Genomic DNA, 24015 nt, shown 5'->3' with positions numbered 1-24015 from the left:
ACTTCCATATTTACACTCTGGTTATTCAGCGTAATAACTGTGGGTGTCTATAGAAGTGTTGTGGGTGTCTATAGAAGTGTTCATTTTTATACTTTTGAGTGTCAATAGAAGTGGATGAAGATATCTCACAGTAGCGGAATGGATTTCACTTACATTATTTAAAACAATCACTTAACTTATCAGTGAAATAATAAAGTATTAATTATCATACTTAGTTATTACTCTATATGTTTGTCGTTTTACTTTTTCGTTGTTTAATCTGCGCGAACAAACAACCAACGATGAAGAGAGTTTAACCATGTTGAAGATCGTTAAAACATCACTTTTTATTACTGCGTCGTGCTTGGCATTTTCTAACACCACTCAAGCAGCCGACGTTAACGAAGCCCTTGCAAATATTTGTACAATTGTACAAGCTGACGATAAAGGCGAACTTAGAAAGAAAATGCGTAGTGTGCAATCAGACTATAATCTAAAGCTTCATGACTATTACGGCGGTATTAGTTGTAACGGTCTGAGCTTGATACGCACTGCCTTGTCAAACAACGCTGTAGAAGTCGGCACCTTGTTAGTAAAGAAAATGCCGAGCAAAGACCTTCAAACACCTGAAGCAGATGGTAAAACCCTTCAGGCATGGATAGCTGAACAAGGGCTCGAATCTAACCCTATCGCTGCTGAGTTAAACAGCAGGATTTAAGTGTCTTATTTCACACTCCATGTGATACCTTTTCAACATGGTTGCGGTTCATAACCGCGCTGGTGGCCCCTAACGGGGCCATTTTTATTTGGCTTCAACAAATGTTCTTATACATTTTGCCGCCCAGCTAGCTTGTTCACGGTGTACCCAGTGAGTAGCGGTATCATGATAGTGAATGCTCAAATCCTCTACATAATCAGATAAATCATCTAGTATATTTTCTTCAAACGCCACATCATTTCTTCCCCACAATACCATTGTCGGGATTTTAATGTGGATAGAAGGAACGCGAAGTGATGACAAAGCGCTTTCGCTCGCTTTTGCTTTCGGCGGTAACTGAGGCATCAGACGATAATAATTTAACATAGCCGAAAGATTACTCGTATTCTTCCAGCTGTTTAACAGCATTTCAGCATAATCACTATGGGTGTCAAACAACTCTCTACCAAGCATATCCTTTAAAAGGGCAAAGTTTGACGCTATCAAAACCTTTTCAGCATCGTCAGAAACAAGACGGTGAATATAGTCACTTTTAAATCGTTGCTGTTCACTATTGATCAAGGCCCGAGTAAACGTAGAGGGATGCGCCGCATTAATAATAATAAGGCGAGAAAAAAGCGAAGACTTAAAAGCGGCAAGTGGCCAAGCGATCGCCCCACCCCAATCGTGACCGATTAACGTCACTTTTCGCCCCATGCACACGCTATCAATAAATGACGCCATTCTTTCGATAAGCGCGTTTACCTTGTATTCGTCTATGGGTGTCAATGGTTCAGATTTATGGTATCCAGGCAAGTCGGGCGCAATAATATCATAACCTAGAGGCAGTTCGGATATTAGGGGTTCCCAAGCATGTGCATTTTCAGGGAATCCGTGAAGGAATACTATAACGGGGTTATTTTTGCCCTTCCCTTTGCGACGTAGGTAGTGGATGTCTCGTCCATCAATAGAAATTGTATTTGATGTAATAAGAGTGTGATTTTCCATTAGGGTGCCTATTAACTAGGTAGATAAATGTAAAAACTGAAGGCAAAAAAAAGCCGGGCATTAGCCCGGCTTCTATATTTTTGCTTTTACTCTACAGCGAACATACTTTCTGGCATAGACATTAAGTTGTCTGCACCTGATTGCATCGCCGATACTAACGAACGAGTACGCGTTAATAGTCGGTCGAAGTAGAAGCCCGAGGTCAAAATCTTACTCTTGTAATATTCAGTCTCAGTGCTACCTGCATCAATCTGCTCTTGTGCTTTTACCGCCATACGAAGCCAGAAATAAGCCACAGTAACATAACCTGAATACATCAAGTAATCGACAGACGCTGCACCTATCTCGTCTGGGTTAGAGGCTGCTGCTTTACCAATATCCATGGTTACTTGCTGCCACTCATCAAGATGAGAATTAAGTGCATTAGTCCACGCACTAAACTGAGCGTTATCGCGTAGTGAATTACAATAATCACGTACTTCTTTAACGAAGACGTTAAGCAACTCGCCGTTAGAGCCCATTACTTTTCGGCCTAATAAATCTACAGCTTGTATACCCGTTGTGCCTTCGTACATAGTACAAATACGTGTATCACGCGCTAACTGCTCCATGCCCCATTCTTTAATGAAACCATGACCACCGTAAACCTGCATACCGTAGCTCGTAGATTCTTGAGCAGTTTCAGTTAAGAACGCTTTAACAATTGGTGTAAGAAACGCTAATTTCGATTCCGCAACTTGCTTAGCTTGTTCATCATCACTGTACATAGTCACGTCAACCATTTGCATACAGTATGCGGCTAATGCTCTGTTGCCTTCAGAGAAGGCTTTTTGAGTAAGCAACATTCTACGCACGTCTGGATGAACGATGATTGGATCTGCCGGACCATCTGGATTCTTACGACCAGTAAGCGAACGGAATTGAACACGGTCTTTCGCGTAACGCAACGCACCTTGGAAAGACGCTTCTGACGCTGCCAAACCTTCAAGCCCTGTGCCGATACGTGCAGTATTCATGAAAGTGAACATGCAGTTTAAACCACGGTTTGGTGGCCCAATCAGATAGCCTTTAGCGCCGTCAAAGTTGATCACGCAAGTCGCACTCGCCTTGATACCCATCTTGTGTTCGATACTGCCACAAGCCACAGGGTTTCTATCAAGCTTTTCACCCGCTTCTGAAACGTTAAACTTAGGTACGACAAACAATGAAATACCTTTGGTGCCTTCTGGCGCATCAGGTAAACGTGCAAGTACAATATGCACGATGTTTTCTGACATATCGTGTTCACCCGCAGAGATGAAGATTTTTGTACCAGTTAGGCTATATGTGCCATCTTCTTGAGGCTCTGCGCGACATTTAAGCATACCTAGGTCTGAACCACAGTGTGATTCAGTTAAGCACATTGTTCCTGTCCACTCACCGCTGATAAGCTTAGGCAAGAACATATCTTGTTGTTGCTTGGTGCCATGTGCTTTTAATGTTTCCATACAACCTTGACTCAGGCCTGGATACATAGCCCAAGAGTGGTTTGCACCCGAAAACCATTCAGCGATGATAGACGCTAGTGAATACGGTAATGCTTGGCCACCGAATTCTTCTGGATGTGCCATACTTGGCCAACCGCCTTCAACATACGTTTGGTAAGCTTCTTTAAAACCTTTAGGCGTCGTTACTACGCCATCTTCCCACTTACAGCCTTCTTCATCACCCGATTGGTTGATGGGAGCCAGTGTATTTTCCGAAAATTTTGCCGCTTCAGCAAAAATCGCAGAAACCAGGTCTTCAGATGCTTCGTCAAAACCAAGTGCCTGATAATGCTTCTGATAATCTAATAGCTCATGTGTTACAAACATGGCGTCACGTTGTGGAGCTTTATAACCTTCCATACCAAATACCTATAGAACTTCGAATAAACCAGCAGCGCCCATGCCGCCGCCGATACACATGGTGCAAACTACAAATTTTGCACCGCGTCGTTTACCTTCGATGAGCGCATGGCCCACCATGCGAGCACCGCTCATGCCGTACGGATGACCAATAGAAATGGCTCCACCGTTTACGTTTAATAATTCGTCTGGGATACCTAATTTATCTCGGCAGTACAATACCTGAACCGCAAAAGCTTCATTTAGTTCCCACAGACCAATATCATCCATGGTTAACCCATGTTGTTTTAATAATTTTGGAATAGCAAAAACAGGGCCTATGCCCATTTCGTCAGGTTCACAACCTGCTACCGCAATACCGCGATAGATACCAAGAGGAGACGCATTACCTTTTGCAGCTGATGCTTCGTCCATAATAACAGTCGCACTTGCACCGTCTGATAATTGACTTGCATTACCCGCTGTAATACGTCCACCTTCTATTACTGGTTTAAGGGACTGTAAACCTTCAAGTGTCGTCTCAGGGCGATTACCCTCGTCTTTTGAAAGTGTAACTTCACGCTCAGACGTCTCACCTGTTTCTTTATTGAATAAGGTTTGCGTGGCCGTGATAGGTACAATTTCATCGTCAAACTTACCCGCCGCTTGCGCCGCTGCCGTGCGCATCTGGCTTTGATAACCATATTCATCTTGTACGTCACGATTGATATTGTAACGCTGACCGACTATTTCGGCGGTTTGCAACATCGGCATATAAATGTCTTTGTGCTTTGCAACCAGTTGAGGGTCGACAACGCGGTGCATATTCATATGTTTGTTTTGAACTAACGAGATAGAATCTAAACCGCCGGCAACCATAATATTGGTGTCGCCACTACGGATAGCGTTAGCCGCCGTAGCAATGGCGTACATACCAGAGCTACACTGTCTGTCTAGAGTCATTCCTGACACCGTAACAGGTAAACCTGCAGCAAGACCGGCTAGACGGCCGATGTTCATACTTCCACTGCCTTGTGTAAGTGCAGCGCCCATTATCACGTCATCAACACTTGAAGGGTCAATACCTGCACGTGCGACAGCGTTTTCAATAGCATGTCCGCCTAACGAAGGCGCGGGTAAATTGTTGAGTGCGCCTTTATAGGCACGACCAATTGGAGATCTCGCGGTACTTACAATTACTGCATCACGCATACAATTCTTTCCTTATGTTTGGCTTATTTTTTATAATTCTTGAAGCTGCCGCCTTCTTGCGCCAGCTTAACGAGTAGGTCACTTGGTTCTAGCCACATTTTACCGTAGTCGCCAAGCTGATCTCGATAAGCAGTTAATTTCTCGAGAATTGTGCTTAGACCGATTTCATCGGCATACTGCATCGGACCACCGCGGTACACAGGGAATCCGTATCCATAAACGTAAATTACGTCGATATCACTCGATTTTGCCGCGATACCTTCATCTAAAATGTGCGCCCCCTCGTTAATGAGGGTATACAACACACGCACCATTATTTCTTCATCGCTAATATCAGTGCGCTGAGGAACACCAAGACGCTCGGCCTCTTTTCGGGCAATGTCTAGCACTTCAGGATCTGGAATGGGAACGCGACTTCCTGCATCATAGTTATACGCACCACGGCCAGTTTTAAGACCATTTCGACCCATCTCAACAAGCCTATCCGCTACCGCACCATAAGCAGGGTCATGAGAGATAAACGCTTGGCGTGATTGGCGAACATAATAACCAATATCTAAACCGGCCATGTCACCCATTGTAAAGGGTCCCATAGGCATGCCGAAGTCAGTCAGAACTTTGTCTACTTGCTCTGGCGATGCGCCTTCTAGTAACAAGCGATTTGCTTCACGGCCGTAGGGCTCGATCATACGGTTACCTACGAAGCCAAAACATACGCCTACCAGCACAGCCACTTTCTTAATGCGCTTGGCCAGCTTCATACATGTTTTGATTACTTCAGCCGACGTCTTGTCTGCTTTCACTACTTCAAGTAAACGCATAACGTTGGCAGGTGAGAAGAAATGAAGACCTATAACATCTTCTGGGCGCGATGTTGATGTCGCAATTTCATCGATATCTAGCGTTGATGTATTTGACGCTAATATTGCGCCAGCCTTACAGACTCGGTCTAGTTCAGAAAACACCGCTTTCTTCACTTCCATTTTTTCAAAAACGGCTTCAATAACTAAGTCAACGTCAGATAAATCATCGTAGCTTGTTGTGCCCGACAATAACGCCATTCGGGTTTCAACTTGCTCTTGTGTCAGTTTGCCTTTCTTTGCAGAGTTCTCGTAGTTTTTACGTATTAACGCTAAACCTTTGTCTAGCGCTTCCTCTTTAAGCTCGAGCATAGTTACGGGAATACCAGCATTTGCAAAATTCATTGCAATGCCACCGCCCATTGTTCCTGCACCGATAATAGCCACCTTCTGTATTGTTCTCTCAGGGGTAGACTTATCAAAATCACTCACATGACCGGCTGCACGTTCAGCAAAAAAGAAGTGCTGCTGCGCTCGTGCTTGCGGTGTATTCATGCACTCCATGAATAAGCGGCCTTCATGCTTCAAGCCTTCGTCAAACGCTAACGTATAAGCACCATGAACCGCTTCAATACATTTAAGCGGTGCGAAAAAGCCTCGTGCTGCTTTCTTTGTTTGCGCCATGACTGCGTCGAATATAGCCTGAATTCCATCTGTCATTTCAAGCGCAATATCGCTAGTACGCTTAATAGCATTACTTGGCGATAGAGAAGCTAAATATTGCTTCGTATCGTCTAGAAGGTGTTCTGGTTTATCCGATATTTTATCGAATACTTTTGGTAATTTAAGGACAGAAGTTGGCTTTCCAGAAGCAATCATAGTGAGCGCTGTCTGTACGTCCGCTAGGCGAGGTAAACGCTGTGTTCCGCCAGCGCCTGGTAGAATACCCAAATTAACCTCAGGTAAGCCCACTTGGTTATCTGCAAAAGTAATACGGTGGTGACATGCCAATGCGACTTCTAAACCGCCGCCAAATGCAGGCCCAGGGAGAACCGCGATAACAGGCTTGGAGGCATTTTCAATTTTATCCAGCACTTCTGGAAGCATAGGAGAAAGGTCGCCGCCAGAAAACTCACTGATATCTGCTCCGCCGGAGAAAATGGGTAGCGAAGAGGTAACAACAATAGCCTTGACGCTGTCGTCACTTAATGCCTGTTCAACACCGTCAATAAGCCCAACTCTGAGCGCTTTTGACAACGCATTTACCGGCCCGCTTTGCATTACCAGCTTAGCAATGCCTTCTTCTACTGCATATGAAACCGCTTTATTTTCCATCTCAGTCATAACCGTATCCTGTTTATCACGTTAACGGGATGTTATTGCAGTAGGCACAATCATCCAAGTTTATTGGTGTTATAGACATTCATCAGAATATTTAATATTACCGCTCACCCCGCTTTGTGTCCTAAATTCGAGGCTACTCCACGGTTTTAGTGGCATGACTAAAGTTTGACACGTGAGAAATAGAGTGCTTTTGTTAACGAGCAATGAAAAAGTTAACAAATAATTCACAAAGGATGGTTGTGTTATGCAAGTGCTAAAAACACCAGAAAGTGCTTTTTCTTCTATTCAAGATTTCTCTTATGAACCACTTTATATACAGGTGACCGATACGATAGGCGGTGAACTGTCAATGGCCTATTATCAAGCGGGGCCTAAAGACGGTCATCCTATTGTGTTACTTCACGGCGAGCCAAGCTGGGCTTATTTATATCGAAAAATGATACCCTTACTAGCTGATGCGGGTTTTAACGTGTTAGCCCCTGACCTTATAGGGTTTGGTCGCTCAGATAAACCCAGTCTTCAATCAGACTATACCTACGCTCGGCATCTAATATGGGTCAAGGAATGGTTGCACGAGTGCGTACCGACACCTGCCACACTGTTCTGTCAAGACTGGGGCGGGCTAATAGGGCTTCGCTTAGTGGCTGAGTATCCAGAGAAGTTTTCGGGGGTAATGGCCTCTAATACTGGCCTACCGACAGGCGATCATGCGCCCAGCGAAGCGTTTACTACGTGGCGCAGGTTTTCCCAAGACATTCCGGTATTTCCTACGTCGAATATTATAGCGAGTGCAACCGTACAGGCAATGAGTGAGGCAGCACGCCACGCTTATGATGCACCCTACCCGAGTGAAGCATATAAATCTGGTGCTAGAGCCTTTCCTCTATTGGTTCCCACAAGCCCTGATAGCAGAGAATCGCAAGCCAACAGAGATGCGTGGGAAAGCCTTAAACAGTTTAACAAACCCTTTCTAACAGCATTTAGTGACAGCGACCCCGTTACAGCAGGAGGAGAAAAAATAATGCAAAAACTGATACCGGGCTGTAACGGTATGCCCCATGCCATCATCAAACAAGGCGGACATTTTGTTCAAGAAGACAAGGGTGAAGAACTCGCTGAACGCCTTATTCAATTCATTAATAACACTAACCAAGCATAAGAGGCATCATGGACTCATTATTAGATTTTACCAATCGTATTGTTTTAATTACTGGCGCGGGAAGCGGGTTTGGTCGGCTGCTGTCAAAGGGGCTCGCGGAGCGTGGCGCTAAATTGATATTAACGGATATTGACGAAACAGGATTGCAAACAATCACAGATGAACTGTTGCCCATCACCGATGTTGAGATGCTAGCAGGCGATATTTCAAGTGAGGCACTTAATAAAGAACTTGTTGATATTGCATTGGCTAAATTCGGGCGCCTCGATATTGCGGTAAATAATGCAGGAATTGCCCACACGCCCGCTCCGCTTCATCAGATGACAGAAGAAATAATCGATCAGCAGTTTGCAGTTAATGTTAAAGGCGTGATGTTTGGCATGAAGTATCAGGTACCTGCCATGCTCGGACAAAAGGAAGGACACATTTTAAATGTGAGCTCGTTAGCCGGTTTAGGTGGCGCACCTAAGGGCGGCGCTTATGCGGCAGCGAAACACGCAGTATCCGGAATAACCCGCACCGCCGCGGTGGAGTACGGTAGAAAAAATGTTCGTGTTAATGCCATATGTCCTTTCTACAGTCCTACTAATATCTTAAACGTTGATGGCTACAATACGCCTGAAGCACGTGAACAGCTGGGACTTGGTAGCCCGATGAAGCGACTGGGTGAACCGCAAGAAATCGTGAATGCGATGATGCTGATACTTTCACCGGGTAACAGTTATATGAACGGCCAAACAGTTGCTGTTGATGGTGGTGTGACAGCCTGGTAACAGGCTACAGTCCATGGCATGCATTAAAAACGTATGACTTTTAATACCTACGTATAGCACCGTGACTAGTACTGCTGCACTGATTTCGATGTAATAGCTATGAACAAACAAAAAGCCGGTGAACGGGGTGATTAATTAATTACCCCGCTCATTTTTTTACTGAACAGAGGGGTGCTAAGATGAAAAATACACGTTTAAGCGCGTCTGTTTTTGCAGCCGTGCTTGTAATTGTCAGCCCACTTGCATCGTCGAATTCAGAAAATCCAGACGTTGCCGCTGAGTCATTGTTCTCAAATACACCACATAACGTAGTTAAAAAAGCGCGAAGCGCTTCGTTAAATAGCAACAAGTTAGCTTCAATGATTTCATCTCGCGAATCAACGCAAGACCATCAAGCTACTCAGCAATTAATCCATCTCACGCTTCCAAGTGACAACAAATCTGCCCAGTAACTAGCCGCATCATCAGCTAGTCATTTACTTCTTGTCGTTATACTCGCATGATTGTGAGTGCTGCCATAATTCAAGCCTATAGCCCAATTTGGTTCATATTGTTTAAGAAGCATGGGTGCGCTACACAAATACTCTATCGCGATATAGATAAGAGCGGGTATCTATCACCCGCTCGCTAATGGACAATAATATCTTAAGGCACAATTACCATTTTGCCTTTAACTTCTCGGTTCATGACTTTGGCCATGGCTTTCGTCGCCTGTTCAAGGGGTAGTGCTTCATCAACCACTACTTTTACCTTGCCCTGCACGTACCACGTAAGTAACTCTTTCATGTTATCAGCGAACCCTTTGGGATCATGCTGAGTAAATGAGCCCCAGAATACACCAACAACTGAATAGCCTTTCACTAGTGATAGGTTTACTGGAAATTTGGGTATCTCCCCACCGGCAAAACCAACGACCAATAAGCGCCCTTCCCATGCCATACTGCGACTGCATGCGTGGAACGTATCTCCTCCAACGCATTCATACACTACGTCGGCACCCTTACCACCGGTCACTTCTTTTAACTTATCTTTTAGGTCGTGTTCTTTGTAATTAATAAGAATGTCAGCGCCATGTTCTTTGGCAAGTGCTAGCTTCTCTTCGGTTGAGCATACGGCAATAACTTTTGCCCCCATGATTTTCCCGATTTGTACCGCTGCTAGGCCCGTTCCGCCTGCCGCACCGGTAACCACTAAGGTTTCACCGGGTTGCAATTTTGCGCGCTGCTTTAACGCATGATGAGCGGTAGCGTGCGCCGTGACTAATGCCGCCCCTTCATTTACATGAATAGGATCAGGCAAAGGCATAACGTGTGTGGCGGGTATTAACGCTTTTTGTGCATAACCTCCGAGGTTAGACAGCGCAATAACTCGCTGACCGACTGAAACATGCTTAACTCCCTCGCCCACTTCATTTATAACACCTGCCACTTCGTTGCCGGGAATGAAGGGAAAATCTGGCTGCATTTGATACAGGCCTTGCACTAATAGTCCGTCGGGGAAGTTTACGCCCGCCGCCTGTACATCGACAATAACATGCCCCGGCTTTACCTGGGGATCCGCTATCTCTTTGCACTGTAAGTCTTCAATTGGCCCAAAGGCTTCACATACAATCGCTTTCATAACCTATCCTAATTGTTTTCGTTTACGCTATCTTGCCTAACTCAATGCGCGTTATGCGTCTTGATGTATCGTCTGGTTGGCTATTTGCGCCAACGGCTTCACCATGGCACCAAGCTGCATGGCTTTCTCGCTCGATGCGTTGCCGTCATGAGCGCGTTTGACCACACCTTGCACAATGGCTGCCAGTCGAAAGAAACTGAACGCTAAATAGAACGTCCAGTTATCGATGCCATCAATACCACGACGCTCGCAATAGTCTTTGATGTAGGCTTTTTCATTCGGAATACCCAATGCATCTCTATCAAGCCCACCTAAACCAGCAGCATGAGCGATATCAGACGGTAACCGTAATTGCATGCATTGATACGCTAAATCGGCGTAAGGGTGCCCAAGCGTAGACAATTCCCAGTCGAGCACAGCAATAACACGGGGATTAGACGTATCAGACATATCAAACATCATATTGTCTAAACGAAAGTCACCGTGTACCAACGATACTTGTCCATCGTCATCCGGAAGGTTTTTTTCAAGATAACCAATGAGCTGTTCAATTTCTTCAATATGCTCAATCTCAGACGCACGATACTGTTTAGTCCAACGGCTCAACTGACGTTCGAAATAGCTTCCGGGTTTGCCGTAATCACCCAAACCAACGAGCTCAACGTCTACGTTGTGAAGCGCAGCAAGAACGCGATTCATCTCACCGTACATCTTCCCTCGTGTATCTGAAGACGCAATTTCTGGCAACGCACTGTTCCAAAAGATATTCCCTTCAACGTAAGCCATTATGTAAAACATGCTTCCGATAACGTCAACATCTTCACAAAGGTGATAGGCCCTAGGCACGGGAACATCGCTATTTTGCAGTGCATTGATGACCTTATACTCTCTATCCACGGCATGTGCCGATTTCAAAAGCTTACCAGGGGGCTGTCTGCGTAGTACAAACGTCCCCTTATTCGTTACCAATTTAAAGGTGGGGTTCGATTGACCACCTGCAAACTTTTCAGCACTTTTTACCACCCCAACCTCAGCGCAATTAGCAGCCAAATAGTTATTGATTGTTGGCAAGTCTAGCGCATGTGGCGACTGTTTATTTTCAACTGTCACATAACCTCCTTATGCGTTTTTAGCCGCAATAAGATTACGTCCAAGTTGCATCATATGAACCTGGTCAGGGCCATCTGCTAGCTTGATGGTGCGCGCGTATGCATACATCGCAGACAACACGTAATCTTGGCTAGTACCCGCGGCACCGTGCATCTGAATGGCTTCATCAATGACATTGCAGGCCATAGTAGGCGCAACAATTTTGATTGCAGCAATAATTTCGCGAGACACTTTATTGCCATATTTATCCATATTGTCTGCAGCTTTGAGGGTGAGCAAACGCGCTTGTTCAATATCACAGTGCATTTTGGCTATCGTTTCTCGAATAGATTGCTGTTTACTAAGCGGCTTTCCAAATGCAACGCGCTGCTCTACACGCTCACACGCCATATCTAGTGCACGTTGTGCGCATCCAATTAATCGCATGCAGTGGTGGATTCTACCTGGCCCTAAACGCCCCTGCGCAATTTCAAAGCCTCGGCCTTCGCCAAGTAACAAGTTTTCAGCAGGCACTCGAACATTTTCGAATAACACCTCAGCATGGCCGATAGGCTCATCAAAATACCCCATTGCAGCCATAGGACGCACCACGGTTACCCCTGGCGTATTCATCGGAACTAAAACTTGCGACTGCTGCTGATGGCGTGGTGCATCAAAATCGGTTTTACCCATTACCACCATTATCTTGCAGTTTTCATTCATCGCACCGCTGGTATACCACTTACGCCCATTAATCACGTATTCATCGCCATCACGTTCTATTGATGTTTCGATGTTCGTCGCGTCGCTAGATGCAACGGCAGGCTCAGTCATCGCGAATGCAGAACGAATTTGCCCTTTAAGCAACGGCTCTAACCATGCTTTTTTGTGCGTATCGTTTCCGTATTTAGCTAGCACTTCCATATTGCCCGTATCTGGCGCACTACAGTTAAAAATTTCAGCGCTGAACAACACCCGTCCCATCTCTTCGCATAGTGGTGCGTATTCAGCATTAGTTAAACCGGCACCATATGGCTTGTATTCTTCTGGGAGAAACAAGTTCCATAAACCCGCGTCTTGCGCTTTTTGTTTCAGTGTTTGCATCATCTCAGGCGTTTTCCATCGATCCTTCGACGTTTCTACAGCGTGGATATATTCTTTTTCTATCGGATAAACTTCTTGTTGCATGAAGTCTTTCAACTTCGTCAAAAGCGTTTGTGTTCTTTCGTTATATTCAAAGTTCATATCTGCCCCAATTAGCTATAGGTAATGGCGTGTAACCTGTCAATCACATCCAGGTGAGGAACGCTGTTGAAATTATTTAAATGAACGCCTCGTTTGTTAGCGAAGCATTGTGAAAAACTCGCATTTCGTATTTGTAAGTTCATATTGATTACCATGGGAGCGCTATACCCGATGATATGCTTTAGCATCATCGATATGGCGCCTCCAGAACTAACCACTAACACTCTTTTTTTATCGCTTTGTTGCAAATGTTGAAGCATAGTAAATGCACGTTGCTCAAAGTCTGCCCATGACTCGTCTAGCAATTCATGAGGTAATGCGTCACTTGCCCATGCAAGCATCGCTTTTCTTAATAGCCTGTAAAATTCTGCCGGAGGAGCACCTTCTGGTACCGCATCGTGAGGGTTTGCGTCTAGGTAGGCTTTTGCGACCGCTTGGAAATTAAATTCGTTCAGCTCGCTGTGTATTTTTGCACCGGGTAAGTCACCGAGACCATCGGCAATGCCCTGCATAGTCTCATCATGTCTTACCATCTCGCCCATATAGACATCGTCAAACGTTACCTCTCGATGAGAAAAGTACTCGCCAAGCCATTTTGCCTGCTGAATACCCAGCTCACTTAATTTGTCATAGTTTGCCTTACCAAACGACGCTTGGCCGTGCCTAACGAGATAGATTTCAGTCATTTTACGTTCTTTTGTTATCAATATGTTAACCATGGTAAGAAAAGAACTTCCATAAGTTTAATTGATATTTTGAATAGGCATACATCATGTGAAACTATGAAGAAAATACGGTACTGTATAATTGCAACAAGTTAGCGGCCTACCAACGGTATGGTTTCAATTGGAAATACGGTAAGTTTCGCTGTCTATTCAGAGCGAATGAGGCTCTCTTGCCTGCTTTTTATACCGCATTAGCTATATCGCGGTAGTTATTTGATTTATGGAACAAAACAATAATGACAACTTTTCCACATGCCCCTCTTATTATCGTGGCATCTATCGCACTGGCACTTTCCCCCCATGTAGCAGGTCAAGAAAAAAAGCTAGAACGTATTATCGTTAGCGCGCAAAAAACGCCGCAAAACCTTCAGGACGTTCCCGTTTCCGTCACGGCTTTGTCGGGAAACGACATTATCAATACCGTTTCTCGTGACGTTTTCGACTTACAAAATTATGTTCCTGCATTCGGCGCATTTCAAAACCAAAGCGTTACTAATTCTGGGTTTTCTATTCGCGGCATTGGCACGTCATCGCAAAACTTCGGATTCGAATCGTCGGTAGGCCTGTATGTAGATGGCGTTTATCGTTCTCGTCAAAACGCGTTGATTAACGACCTCGTCGATATTGAATCACTGGAAATATTACGGGGACCACAAGGAACATTGTTCGGTAAAAACACCGCAGCAGGAGCGATGACCTTGACCTCTTTCGCCCCGTCTCACGATGGCCCCAACGGTTTTATTTCTCTGTTGGCAGGTAATCAAAATACGTTAAGAGTGAGTGGTGCTACGTCAGTATCTGTTATTGATGATGTGCTGGCCATGCGAATTTCAGGTTTCAAAAGTGACGCTGATGGTTTCATTACTAATGAAGCATCGGGAGAAAGTCTTAATAATCGCAACCGCTCTGGGGTAAAAGTTCAGTGGCTTTATACACCAACAGACGATATTAGTGTGCGAATTATTGCCGACTACGGTGAGCTTGAAGAGCGTTGCTGCGGTGCGCTTACATACCAAAATAATCTTAGCGCGAATGAAATCCCCAATAAATTCGGTACAGATAGCTTATTAGCCTCCCCGCTATTTAACGCCACTATTTATTCAAAAGAGAATTTTTATAACTTCAATACCTCGCTCTCTCAATCACCGATATCTGAAATGATAGACAAAGGAGTATCTGCGCACGTTGAGGTGAATCTAGATCAAAACTGGCGCTTTACCAGCATCTCTGCCTTTAGAGCGTTTGATAGCCTAGATAGCGTTGATACTGATTTCTCAAATGCCGAATTGCTCACTGCAACGAATGACGCTCAACAACAATCTTTTTCTCAAGAAATTCAGTTGCACTATACGTCTAAAACTATGCGTGCTATCGCAGGTGCCTATTACTTTAGTCAGAATCTCAATTTGGCATTTAATACCACCACTCAATCTCAGTTTCAGACATTTTTCGATGTCGTCGCTTCTGACCTACAACCATTGGCTGATGCTATCAATACCTTTAGTACGTTAACCAACGGTGTTATTGCTCCAGCGGCGGCGTCAGCCCCAAGCAATACTGCATTTGCTCATACTGCAAACCAGGAACAAGACAGTATTGCTGTTTTCGCACAGGCTGATTGGTTTTTGTCGAATGCGATAACACTGACTACAGGGCTTCGTTATACCAATGAAGACAAATCAATTATCGGCCAGTACAACGAAGTTGGTCCCGGTATAAACGGCCTTGATAAAGACCCAAACAGCTGGCCTAACGTTCCTGCGGCACTCGTTGGGTTAAACGACATCGGCAGCGCACTTGTTTCAAACGCCGTACCATCGCAACAGGCATTAAACGCCATTGCGCCGTTTCAACAACCCGGTTGGGGTTATTTCTTTTTAGGTTCTGCGGCAGTGCTCCCGCGCCCTGATATGAACGAAACACGCAGTGATAGTCAAATCACAGGCACCGTTAAGCTTGCTTACCAGCATGATAGCAGTACGTTAATTTACACGAGCTTTGCTACAGGGTTTAAAGCTGGCGGTACAAATACCGACCGAATATCTCCTCAATTGAGCCCTCTGTTCAATGCCGAGAAATCGAAAAGCACAGAAATAGGCATTAAAAAAGAGTGGCCGCGTAGTGGGCTTAGGTTAAATGCTAGTGCGCATTACACTACCATTAGCGACTTCCAAGCAACGACGTTTACCGGTACCGGCTTTAATCTACAAAATGCTGGAGACATTAAAATAAAAGGTCTTGAAGTCGAAGCAACATGGTTAATGACATCAAACACAATACTTAATGTGAATGCCTCCAGAACACTAGCTAATTTCGATGAATTTAAACAAGGTACCTGTTGGGTTGCCTACACGTGGCATACCGGTATTGATGATCCAGGAAGGGCCTCTCCTACTGATCCATTTTGTGCACGGGGTGGAGATAGGCTAGGTTTCGAACCGCAAAACAGCGCTGCGGTTATGTTAACCCACTACTTTAATATTGGCACAATTGACGCGAACGCCAGTATTGACTATCAATATACCGGTGACGTATTTCTCGATGATGCCAACGACCCTTACAAGTACGCGGGATCATTTGAACTCGTTAATGCAAGGCTTACAGTTACCTTGGATAATATTGAAACCGACATTGCCTTATGGGTGCGTAACGCACTTAACGAAGAGTATGTTGCCAGAAGCGGTTTCGACGTGCCCGTTCAGCAGGGAAAGATCATGGCTTATCCGGGTGCACCGCGAACTTACGGCATTCAGCTAACCAAGCGTTTTTAAGTCCAGTACTATTGCCTAGGGCACTATGCCGCCCTAGGACTCTATCTGGTAACTATAAAGCGCGACATGTTCCACACTTGCGTTACATAACGGCATAGCGTCGGTCAACGCTATCGCACCTGTTTAGTCGACTTGAAAACAATGTAGTCAGTAGCTTTGTTTGTTACTGTTCCACGCTAGCTTTCAGCCGTTGCATGTAGAGTTTCGATCGACTCGCGAATAAAGTTTGCTAACGTTTCTGGGGGCTGAGCGCCCGCTATTCCTTGATCTGCGATGACAAAGGTTGGCACACTCTGAATACCCATTTGCATCCATCTGTTTTCTTCCGCTCGCACCACATCGGCGTATTGCCCACTCACAAGGGCGTTTTTTGCTTTCTCAATATCCAACCCGACGACGCTAGCTTCTTCGATAAGCACATCAATGTCGTTTATATTTTTTCTTTCATTAAAAAATGCAGAGAATAATCGTAATTTGAGCTGCTCTTCCTTTCCTTCAGTACGAGCGTAGTGCAGAAGCTGATGCGCCTTGAACGTGTTTACCATGCGCGTATCGTCAGAATAGTTAAATTCAAACCCTACTTCTTCGCCCACTTGAACAAGTTGTGCTCTAGCTTGCTTACTCTGCGCCTCACTTATCCCGTATTTCTCCATAACATGTTCACGTAAGTTTTGCCCTTCATCAGGCATTGACGGATTTAGCTCAAACGGATGAAAGTTAATGGTTATCTCTATATCGTCAAGTAATGCTGCCGCTTGTTGCAGACGCTTGTAACCGACAATGCACCACGGGCATACTATATCTGACACCATATCAATGGTTACTTTTTTCATCGTTATTCCTTTCGTTGTCTGGCGTTCGTTTTCGCGCAATATTTTACCCTTCTTGCTTCTTAGTAAGGGCAAGTGCGATATTCTCAAGTCCACTTGTCCTTGTGACTGTCATTATGAGATAAACGCGCAAATAGCAGCGATGAGACCTCCTTTGCCCATAAAGTGTAACCTTTTTCACCGGGATGAAAGCCATCAGTAGCCATAAAGGTCGCGGTATGATCCATACACGCTTTAACACCCTGTAGTTGGGTAACATCGATTATTGCTTCATGGGGAATGGAAATCGTCACGACATGCATTTTATCGTGTGCTTGAGCGATATTTTCTAACTCATGATTTAATCGCGTAGCGCGCTGTCCCAATACGCTGCGAAGAGGTTGCGGCAATGCAGGAAACTGATGCATGGGCGGCAATGCGGTAAACACTATATGTTGACACTGACAGTGTTCGACCAAATGAAAATATATTGCTTCAACGTTTTTACGCCACGACGCAACTGAAACCAGCTTCGTCACGTCGTTCACGCCTATTGAAACCAGCGCTGCGTTAAAACGCTGTGATACTTGCGTCACCTCTGACAGTAACATTTCACTGGTATTGCCTGTCTTAGCAACAAGTGTTCCCTTAACATTAGTTTTTAGCGAAAGTTGGCTAATTAACTGCCCGAACAATGCGTGTTCTTGCTTTTTTACACCCACGCCTGCGGCCGCTGAGTCGCCTAGCACGAGAAGCGTTATAGGGTCATCGTTAACTGAGGCATTAAGCACTACAGACTCCCTCTCACCTTCTGGTTCGGGTAACCTGATAACACGCATTTTCACCCATATAGCTTGTACTAAAAGCAAGGGTACAGCGGCAATTATCGCAATCATTTTCATACTTTGTGTGATTAGTTTGAACGAGATCAATAAAAACACCCTTTAGACACGTTACTATCCCAATACGAAATAATGATGCGAGACGCTCTTACAACGTCACTGTGCGCATACTCTACCTATAATGAACCACATCATGATTGTTTTACCTACTGCAGATGCATCAGTAAAAAAATATACTCAACAAGCGCCACGCTATACTTCTTACCCTACTGCACTGAAATTTTCAGCGGTAGACGATATGGTGTTAGCTCGCGCGGCTACTGCATCTTTGGCAGACGAGATCAGTCTATATGTGCATATTCCATTTTGTGAAACCCTTTGTTACTACTGCGGTTGCAACAAAATTGTCACACGTCATAATGAAAAAGCAGACCGATACCTAGATTACCTTGAACGTGAGATCCTTACAAAAAAAGCCTTGTTTAAGGATAAAAAGGTCATTGCGTTGCATTTGGGCGGAGGCTCACCGAGTTTTTTGAATAATGTACAACACGCCTTCTTAATGCATATCCTGAGAAAGCATTTTCACTTTAACGATGAAACCGAGTGCTCTATCGAGCTAGATCCTCGAAACGTCGATACCCAATATTTAGACAACCTTGCTAATTTAGGTTATTCCAGATTAAGCTTCGGTGTGCAAGATACTAATTATGACGTACAGTACGCAATCAACCGTGTGCAAAGTACGGCCAGTATTGCTAACCTGGTATTTCACGCTCGAACCGTTGGTTTTACCTCTATTAATCTCGACCTAATTTATGGCCTTCCTCATCAAACCCTAGAGTCTTTTCAGACGACGCTGGTTGCAGCAAAAGCAATGTCTCCGGACCGGATTTCTCTATTTAGCTACGCCCATTTACCTGAACGCTTTGCCGCACAGCGAAAAATTGATAATGACGCTCTACCCTCTGCTGAGTTAAAAGCGAAGCTTCATGCATTAGCCGTCGATAGCTTAACATTGACCGGCTTTGAAATGATTGGAATGGACCACTTTGCACGAAGTGGCGATCCGCTCAGCGTAGCGAAACAACAAGGTAAATTGCACAGAAATTTCCAAGGCTACACCACACGAGGGGATGCAGACTTAGTTGGGCTAGGCGTATCGTCAATAAGCACCGTAGGGAATGCCTACACACAGAATGCGAAAAAATTGAGTGATTATTATACCAGCGTTGACGACAACCAATCAGCACCTGAAAAAGGCTTAACGTTAACCCAAGACGATTTAATAAGACGAGACGTTATCATGGCACTTATGTGCAATATGGCGGTAGAAAAATGTGCGGTGGAACGTAAGTTTAATGTGAACTTTGATGAATATTTTGCCGAGCCGTTAGAAGCGCTCTCTAGTTTAGAAAACGATGGCATGGTTGATACGAAACGTGAGTGGATACGCGTACCGGCGCATGCGCGAATTTTCATCCGCGCCATTTGCGCTCGTTTTGATGCATATTTAACTACCGAGCACAGCGTAAACCGCTATTCTAGTTCAATATGAAGCGGTCTAATTAAAAGGCACACAGGCGATATGTAATTAGCGACAGCAACTATTGGCATTTAAAACGGGCGAACACTTTCATTCCACAGGTAAGGCCCAATACGTCCAAAGAGAACGTACTAATACTTGCGGTAATGCGCTGTCCATCAGCATCAAGGGTCACCCAGGCAACGCCAGCCTGCTCATGGCCTTCGGGAATGGTTATATCAACAATTATTCCCTCTATTGCGTTTAACATAGATGATGTGGTGCACGCCTGATTATGTGCAACCTCTATCGATATGTGAGCAGCGTCGAGTATGACAGTCACATTAGGCTGGCAGTGTTCTGATGGCTCGTCCACATACATTACGTTTGGCGAATCCGGTGAAGCGTAAATTATCGTACTACCCACTGCTATTCTATTTAGTGGATACAAAAATGCAGTGGTGCTTTTCAGTAATGAACCGTTAAGTAACGAAATTGGCGCATACGTAGATATCGATTGAGCGTGTAAATGCCCTTTTGTCATGCGCCAAGATAGAAACTCAGTTACCGAACCTGTAAACACAACTCGCCCATTTTCTACATGCAGAATTGACGTACATGAGAGCGCTAATTCTTCGGTATCGTGAGATACAATGACGCTCATTAACCCTGTTTTTACACTTAGTGTTTTAAGGTATTTAAGTAACATTCTACGCAATGTTATGTCCAACGCAGTTAATGCCTCATCAAGCAAGAGAACGTCTGGCCCATTTAATAACGCACGGGCTATCGCGACACGCTGCGCTTCACCGCCCGACAAGGTTGCAACTGATTTTTCAAGAAGGTGTGCACATTGGCAAGATGAAATAATGCTCTCGAATGAATCCAATGCCGTTGTCGCTTTTTTCTGAGCAAATACAAGGTTTTGTTTTACTGTTAAATGTGGAAACAGCATAGGCTGTTGAAACACCACACCAACGCGAGGCGATACAGCAACGCTGTGTTCCCAATCTAGTGACATGACGGCGTCGGGCTCAAACCCTGACAATGCCCTAATTAAGCTGCTTTTACCCGCACCTGATGGGCCGGATACGCCAATCATGTTTGCGGAAGCGGGTATGCTGCCTTGGCCCACAACGCGATGTTTGAAATCAAGCGAAAACCTCAAACAGCTCCCCTTTTATTATTCAGCCAGTACAATCCGAATAAGGTAACAAACGAAAACGCTAGCAGAATCAACGACACTTTATGTGCAATCGTATACTCAAGCGCTTCGACATGCTCGTAGAGCGCGATAGATAAGACTTGTGTTTCACCGGGAATATTTCCCCCTATCATTAGCACTACACCAAATTCGCCGATGGTATGGGCAAAGCTTAGACCAAACGCCACCGCAAACGATGAACGACACAAGGGAAGCACAACATTAAAAAAGGCTTCAAAACGACGGTACCCCATTGAGCGAGCGACATCTAAATAGCGTGCGTCAAATGACATGAAACCGCTGTAAAGCGGTTGTAATGCAAAGGGAAAGGAATATATGACCGAACCGATGACCAACGCCTCAAAAGAAAAGGCCAACGTTTGCCCAGTAACCGCAGCGTACCCTTCACCGACAATAGATTGAGGCGAGAACGCGATAAGTAGGTAAAAGCCTAGTACAGTAGGCGGCAGCACGAGAGGAAGCGATAAAAACGAGAGCACTGCGGGTTTTGCGCTATGATGCCAGCGAGACAACCACCAGGCCAATGGCGTGGTGATAACAACCAATAAAACACTCGTGATAGTAGCCAATTTGACCGTAAGTAGTATGGCATCAACCACGTTTTGATCAATCATTGCTTTACCATCATACTGGTCGTGCTGCCACAATGCTTATCGCAAACTACGGGCTTATACCCCATGAAAGACAACTGACTTTGGATGGCATCAGATAAAACATAATCGACAAAACGCGCTGCGCTTTTATATTGTCTATCGGTTGCGGTTATCGCTACTCCTTGCTTGATTGCAGCATGAACATGCTCAGGGATCGGCGCATAGAACATGCTGGCCTTGTCCGCACTCATTTCATAAAGAAGTGACTGTGCAACAATCGCCGCTGTGGCATTTCCCGTCGTAAAAAACTGAAAAGCCTGTAGAACGTTTTTTCCCGTTACGATTCGAGAAGAGACATTGTCCCACTGCTTTACGCCCGTTAAGGCTTCTTTTGCTGCCACGCCATAGGGAGCAAGTTTAGGGTTAGCAATCGCCAGCTTATTACCGTTGGTAAGCGTGTCACTTATCGTATATAGCGTTGTAGACGGATTACTGGACACCAACGCCAGTTTACCTAATGCATAAACGTACACATCATCACGAGTTATAATGCCTTGTTCAACAAGTGCATTAGGGCGTGCCATATCGGCAGAGAAAAAAATATCAAACCCTGCCCCATGAAGTATCTGCGCATACAAAGTGCCGCTTGACGATACCGTGATACTGATGACCTGCCCGGTGTCTTTGGTGTATTGTGCAGCGATCTGTTTAAGCGCTGACGAAAAGTTAGCAGCCACGGCAATGCGTAACGTTGGTTGTGCGCTCGCAACGAACGAAATAAGACTAAAAACGATAACGGCTAACAAGCCAAGTGAGCGTTTCACTGATTTTACCCGTTATCCGGCGCGCAGCTTGATGGCTGCATCCATTTCATCGCCGCATACTCGTCACTGACTTTAGTTTCAACCCATGTGGACTTATCACCGACAAATTCCTTTTTCCAGAGTGGAACAGACTGCTTCAACATATCCATAATAAAGCATGCTCCATCAAACGCAGCGCGACGATGCGGCGCAGCGCAGCCGACCCATACAATCTGGTCATTATTGTATAAACGGCCAACCCGATGCACCGCACCGGCGCTGTTTAGTGAAAAACGCTGCGTTGCATCTTGAATAAGCAGTTTCAGTGCCTTTTCAGTCATACCTGGATAGTGCTCTAGCTCTATTCCCTCAATTTTCCCTGATGGATTCCCGTCTCTCACCAGCCCCGTGAATGTTACTATCGCCCCTGTGTTACCTGCGTTTTTTTGGCTCGCCAACGAATAAAGTTGCTGATGTAAATCATGAGGGGAAAAATCACCTTCTTGGATTGATACAAACATATTTATCCCCCAGTAACAGGGGGGAAAAAGGCAATTTCATCATTTTCTGAAACCACGGTATCCAGCGAACATAGTGTTTGATTGCGAGCGGTTAACACATTACTTTCTAATGCGTTGGCCCAGTTTTGGCTGCGCTGTTTTAAATGCATGATGACATCGGCAACCGTGCTTTTATTGTCAACGTCTAACGCTAACGAAGAGCAACCGCTCACCTCTCGCGTTTGGGCAAATGTTTTAATCGTAATCTGCATGGAATTGCTTAATCTTTTATCGCAGCAAGTTATACATTGTCACTTGCCTTAACTAAATTAGGCCTGTTGCCAGTGCCCCGTTTTACCACCTTTCTTTTCGACCACACGAACATTTTCAATACGCATGGCAGGATCGATGGCTTTGCACATATCGAACAAGGTCAATAGCGCAATGTTCACTCCGGTAAGAGCTTCCATTTCTACGCCGGTTTTTCCGCTTAGTTTACAGTAACATTCCGCTTTAATCCGGCTGTTTTCCTTATCAATATCAAATCGTATATCTACTTTTGACAAGGCAAGAGGATGACAAAGTGGGATCAGATCGCTACAACGTTTTGCCCCTTGGATACCTGCTATTCTTGCCACGGCAAATACATCACCTTTGGCGATTTTTTCTTCGCTAATTTGTGAGATAACGGCGCTATCCACATACAAATAGCCTTGCGCTGTCGCTTCACGCACGGTCACGTCTTTGTTACTGACATCAACCATGTTGGCCTCTCCGCCAACATTAAGGTGACTAAACGTACTCATGCTTCCACCAAATGTTTTACAAAGTTGCATGGCTTAAAGTCGGCATCTAATTGGCTGGAAATAATTTTTTGCCACGCAGTGCGACATGCGCCTGTTGAACCTGGTAAGCAAAAAATAACGGAATTATTTGCAAAGCCAGCAAGCGCACGAGATTGAATCGTTGATGTGCCGATTTCTTCATAACTCACATGGCGAAATAGCTCGCCAAAGCCATCGACTTCTTTGTCAAATAAGACACTTATGGCTTCGGGGGTCGAATCTCGATGCGTAAAGCCTGTTCCTCCAGTGATCAGGATGGCGTGAATACTTGCATCTGCAATCCATTTAGAAACGATAGCACGCTGCGCGTAGATGTCGTCTTTGACAAGACTGCGTTCAGCCAGCATATGACCTGCGGTTGTCAACGCATCCGATAGATAGTCACCAGACTTGTCGGTATCCAACGTACGAGTATCAGAGATGGTGAGAACAGCAATGTTTAAAGGCTGGCTAACTACAGACATATAAAATCCTAATTTGAACTGCGACATTCGCGCTGACTTTGCTAAAGTACACGCATAATTTTTATTGGATACCACTTTATAAGGGTGTATGCCATGAATTCAATAACTAACTTGTCATAACC

At 44.9% G+C, this 24015-nt stretch carries 23 protein-coding genes; 6 read left to right on the top strand and 17 right to left on the bottom strand.

From position 1 onward, the window contains the following. The first annotated feature begins 298 nt into the window (after positions 1–298). Complete coding sequence (locus AC27EZ_RS13055) at positions 299–697, top strand: DUF3718 domain-containing protein (protein WP_487135729.1); 399 nt, start codon at positions 299–301, stop codon at positions 695–697. An 84-nt stretch (positions 698–781) separates the two neighbouring features. Here AC27EZ_RS13055 and AC27EZ_RS13050 read toward each other — a convergent pair whose 3' ends face one another. From AC27EZ_RS13050 to AC27EZ_RS13035, 4 genes are all read right to left on the bottom strand, one after another. Continuing rightward, on the bottom strand, positions 782–1684 hold the full coding sequence (locus tag AC27EZ_RS13050) for an alpha/beta fold hydrolase (RefSeq protein WP_487135728.1): 903 nt from the start codon (positions 1682–1684) through the stop codon (positions 782–784). Positions 1685–1770: 86 nt separating this feature from the next. Continuing rightward, on the bottom strand, positions 1771–3570 hold the full coding sequence (locus AC27EZ_RS13045) for an acyl-CoA dehydrogenase C-terminal domain-containing protein (protein WP_487135727.1): 1800 nt from the start codon (positions 3568–3570) through the stop codon (positions 1771–1773). A gap of 9 nt (positions 3571–3579) precedes the next feature. Further along, positions 3580–4761: an acetyl-CoA C-acyltransferase gene (locus AC27EZ_RS13040; RefSeq protein WP_487135726.1), complete on the bottom strand. Its 1182-nt coding sequence runs from the start codon at positions 4759–4761 to the stop codon at positions 3580–3582. 23 nt (positions 4762–4784) lie between these two features. Further along, positions 4785–6905, bottom strand: a complete 2121-nt coding sequence (locus tag AC27EZ_RS13035) for a 3-hydroxyacyl-CoA dehydrogenase NAD-binding domain-containing protein (protein ID WP_487135725.1) — start codon at positions 6903–6905, stop codon at positions 4785–4787. A gap of 244 nt (positions 6906–7149) precedes the next feature. Between AC27EZ_RS13035 and AC27EZ_RS13030 the strand changes: the two genes are divergently transcribed. From AC27EZ_RS13030 to AC27EZ_RS13020, 3 genes are all read left to right on the top strand, one after another. Then, positions 7150–8064, top strand: a complete 915-nt coding sequence (locus AC27EZ_RS13030) for a haloalkane dehalogenase (protein ID WP_487135724.1) — start codon at positions 7150–7152, stop codon at positions 8062–8064. Between the two features lie 8 nt (positions 8065–8072). Continuing rightward, on the top strand, positions 8073–8837 hold the full coding sequence (locus tag AC27EZ_RS13025; RefSeq protein WP_487135723.1) for an SDR family NAD(P)-dependent oxidoreductase: 765 nt from the start codon (positions 8073–8075) through the stop codon (positions 8835–8837). A gap of 179 nt (positions 8838–9016) precedes the next feature. After that, positions 9017–9289 carry a hypothetical protein gene (locus AC27EZ_RS13020; protein ID WP_487135722.1) on the top strand — a complete coding sequence of 91 codons (273 nt, stop codon included), beginning with the start codon at positions 9017–9019 and terminating at the stop codon, positions 9287–9289. A gap of 193 nt (positions 9290–9482) precedes the next feature. On the opposite strand, the gene AC27EZ_RS13015 is transcribed toward AC27EZ_RS13020, so the two are convergent. The 4 genes from AC27EZ_RS13015 to AC27EZ_RS13000 are packed head-to-tail and all read right to left on the bottom strand — an operon-like array spanning position 9483 to position 13477. Beyond that, positions 9483–10457 carry an NADPH:quinone oxidoreductase family protein gene (locus AC27EZ_RS13015; protein ID WP_487135721.1) on the bottom strand — a complete coding sequence of 325 codons (975 nt, stop codon included), beginning with the start codon at positions 10455–10457 and terminating at the stop codon, positions 9483–9485. A gap of 51 nt (positions 10458–10508) precedes the next feature. After that, a complete protein-coding gene (locus AC27EZ_RS13010) occupies positions 10509–11567 on the bottom strand; it encodes a phosphotransferase family protein (protein WP_487135720.1) in 1059 nt (352 codons plus the stop codon). 9 nt (positions 11568–11576) lie between these two features. Beyond that, positions 11577–12791 carry an acyl-CoA dehydrogenase family protein gene (locus AC27EZ_RS13005; protein ID WP_487135719.1) on the bottom strand — a complete coding sequence of 405 codons (1215 nt, stop codon included), beginning with the start codon at positions 12789–12791 and terminating at the stop codon, positions 11577–11579. A gap of 11 nt (positions 12792–12802) precedes the next feature. Continuing rightward, complete coding sequence (locus tag AC27EZ_RS13000; RefSeq protein WP_487135718.1) at positions 12803–13477, bottom strand: histidine phosphatase family protein; 675 nt, start codon at positions 13475–13477, stop codon at positions 12803–12805. A gap of 275 nt (positions 13478–13752) precedes the next feature. Between AC27EZ_RS13000 and AC27EZ_RS12995 the strand changes: the two genes are divergently transcribed. Then, entirely contained in the window at positions 13753–16287 is a 2535-nt protein-coding gene (locus tag AC27EZ_RS12995) for a TonB-dependent receptor (RefSeq protein ID WP_487135717.1), read from the top strand. A 176-nt stretch (positions 16288–16463) separates the two neighbouring features. Here AC27EZ_RS12995 and AC27EZ_RS12990 read toward each other — a convergent pair whose 3' ends face one another. Beyond that, positions 16464–17120: a DsbA family oxidoreductase gene (locus AC27EZ_RS12990; protein WP_487135716.1), complete on the bottom strand. Its 657-nt coding sequence runs from the start codon at positions 17118–17120 to the stop codon at positions 16464–16466. An 83-nt stretch (positions 17121–17203) separates the two neighbouring features. Beyond that, positions 17204–17992 carry an SGNH/GDSL hydrolase family protein gene (locus AC27EZ_RS12985; RefSeq protein WP_487135715.1) on the bottom strand — a complete coding sequence of 263 codons (789 nt, stop codon included), beginning with the start codon at positions 17990–17992 and terminating at the stop codon, positions 17204–17206. A 139-nt stretch (positions 17993–18131) separates the two neighbouring features. Between AC27EZ_RS12985 and hemN the strand changes: the two genes are divergently transcribed. Next, on the top strand, positions 18132–19496 hold the full coding sequence (gene hemN / locus AC27EZ_RS12980; RefSeq protein WP_487135714.1) for an oxygen-independent coproporphyrinogen III oxidase: 1365 nt from the start codon (positions 18132–18134) through the stop codon (positions 19494–19496). 49 nt (positions 19497–19545) lie between these two features. On the opposite strand, the gene AC27EZ_RS12975 is transcribed toward hemN, so the two are convergent. From AC27EZ_RS12975 to moaB, 7 genes are read right to left on the bottom strand one after another with little or no spacing between them, the layout of a single operon-like run. Next, entirely contained in the window at positions 19546–20631 is a 1086-nt protein-coding gene (locus tag AC27EZ_RS12975; protein ID WP_487135713.1) for an ATP-binding cassette domain-containing protein, read from the bottom strand. Continuing rightward, on the bottom strand, positions 20628–21302 hold the full coding sequence (gene modB, locus AC27EZ_RS12970; protein ID WP_487135712.1) for a molybdate ABC transporter permease subunit: 675 nt from the start codon (positions 21300–21302) through the stop codon (positions 20628–20630). The genes AC27EZ_RS12975 and modB overlap by 4 nt, the downstream gene beginning before the upstream one ends. Then, complete coding sequence (modA, locus tag AC27EZ_RS12965) at positions 21299–22105, bottom strand: molybdate ABC transporter substrate-binding protein (RefSeq protein WP_487135711.1); 807 nt, start codon at positions 22103–22105, stop codon at positions 21299–21301. The genes modB and modA overlap by 4 nt, the downstream gene beginning before the upstream one ends. Before the next feature lie 5 nt (positions 22106–22110). Further along, positions 22111–22605 carry a molybdenum cofactor biosynthesis protein MoaE gene (locus tag AC27EZ_RS12960; RefSeq protein WP_487135710.1) on the bottom strand — a complete coding sequence of 165 codons (495 nt, stop codon included), beginning with the start codon at positions 22603–22605 and terminating at the stop codon, positions 22111–22113. A gap of 2 nt (positions 22606–22607) precedes the next feature. Next, positions 22608–22856 (bottom strand): MoaD/ThiS family protein, encoded by a 249-nt coding sequence (locus tag AC27EZ_RS12955; protein WP_487135709.1) that lies wholly within the window; start codon positions 22854–22856, stop codon positions 22608–22610. 57 nt (positions 22857–22913) lie between these two features. Then, complete coding sequence (moaC, locus tag AC27EZ_RS12950; RefSeq protein WP_487135708.1) at positions 22914–23390, bottom strand: cyclic pyranopterin monophosphate synthase MoaC; 477 nt, start codon at positions 23388–23390, stop codon at positions 22914–22916. Further along, positions 23387–23893 carry a molybdenum cofactor biosynthesis protein B gene (gene moaB, locus AC27EZ_RS12945; RefSeq protein WP_487135707.1) on the bottom strand — a complete coding sequence of 169 codons (507 nt, stop codon included), beginning with the start codon at positions 23891–23893 and terminating at the stop codon, positions 23387–23389. Before moaB ends, moaC begins: the two co-directional genes overlap by 4 nt. Positions 23894–24015 lie beyond the last annotated feature (122 nt).

Source organism: Alteromonas sp. 4NH20-0056 (genome assembly GCF_057539655.1).
The sequence above is the reverse complement of the archived record's forward strand: the minus strand, read 5'-3'. Positions and strand labels throughout refer to the sequence as shown.

Excerpts from the sequence above, each read along its gene's own strand:
- hemN (WP_487135714.1), top strand. The coding sequence starts at position 18,132 with ATGATTGTTTTACCTACTGCAGATGCATCAGTAAAAAAATATACTCAA.
- AC27EZ_RS13050 (WP_487135728.1), bottom strand. The coding sequence starts at position 1,684 with ATGGAAAATCACACTCTTATTACATCAAATACAATTTCTATTGATGGA.
- modB (WP_487135712.1), bottom strand. The coding sequence starts at position 21,302 with ATGATTGATCAAAACGTGGTTGATGCCATACTACTTACGGTCAAATTG.
- AC27EZ_RS13005 (WP_487135719.1), bottom strand. The coding sequence starts at position 12,791 with ATGAACTTTGAATATAACGAAAGAACACAAACGCTTTTGACGAAGTTG.
- AC27EZ_RS13015 (WP_487135721.1), bottom strand. The coding sequence starts at position 10,457 with ATGAAAGCGATTGTATGTGAAGCCTTTGGGCCAATTGAAGACTTACAG.
- AC27EZ_RS13030 (WP_487135724.1), top strand. The coding sequence starts at position 7,150 with ATGCAAGTGCTAAAAACACCAGAAAGTGCTTTTTCTTCTATTCAAGAT.
- AC27EZ_RS13040 (WP_487135726.1), bottom strand. The coding sequence starts at position 4,761 with ATGCGTGATGCAGTAATTGTAAGTACCGCGAGATCTCCAATTGGTCGT.
- AC27EZ_RS13035 (WP_487135725.1), bottom strand. The coding sequence starts at position 6,905 with ATGACTGAGATGGAAAATAAAGCGGTTTCATATGCAGTAGAAGAAGGC.
- AC27EZ_RS12990 (WP_487135716.1), bottom strand. The coding sequence starts at position 17,120 with ATGAAAAAAGTAACCATTGATATGGTGTCAGATATAGTATGCCCGTGG.
- AC27EZ_RS12985 (WP_487135715.1), bottom strand. The coding sequence starts at position 17,992 with ATGATTGCGATAATTGCCGCTGTACCCTTGCTTTTAGTACAAGCTATA.
- AC27EZ_RS13055 (WP_487135729.1), top strand. The coding sequence starts at position 299 with ATGTTGAAGATCGTTAAAACATCACTTTTTATTACTGCGTCGTGCTTG.
- AC27EZ_RS13025 (WP_487135723.1), top strand. The coding sequence starts at position 8,073 with ATGGACTCATTATTAGATTTTACCAATCGTATTGTTTTAATTACTGGC.
- moaB (WP_487135707.1), bottom strand. The coding sequence starts at position 23,893 with ATGTCTGTAGTTAGCCAGCCTTTAAACATTGCTGTTCTCACCATCTCT.
- moaC (WP_487135708.1), bottom strand. The coding sequence starts at position 23,390 with ATGAGTACGTTTAGTCACCTTAATGTTGGCGGAGAGGCCAACATGGTT.
- AC27EZ_RS12960 (WP_487135710.1), bottom strand. The coding sequence starts at position 22,605 with ATGTTTGTATCAATCCAAGAAGGTGATTTTTCCCCTCATGATTTACAT.
- AC27EZ_RS12995 (WP_487135717.1), top strand. The coding sequence starts at position 13,753 with ATGACAACTTTTCCACATGCCCCTCTTATTATCGTGGCATCTATCGCA.
- AC27EZ_RS13020 (WP_487135722.1), top strand. The coding sequence starts at position 9,017 with ATGAAAAATACACGTTTAAGCGCGTCTGTTTTTGCAGCCGTGCTTGTA.
- AC27EZ_RS13000 (WP_487135718.1), bottom strand. The coding sequence starts at position 13,477 with ATGACTGAAATCTATCTCGTTAGGCACGGCCAAGCGTCGTTTGGTAAG.
- AC27EZ_RS13045 (WP_487135727.1), bottom strand. The coding sequence starts at position 3,570 with ATGGAAGGTTATAAAGCTCCACAACGTGACGCCATGTTTGTAACACAT.
- AC27EZ_RS12955 (WP_487135709.1), bottom strand. The coding sequence starts at position 22,856 with ATGCAGATTACGATTAAAACATTTGCCCAAACGCGAGAGGTGAGCGGT.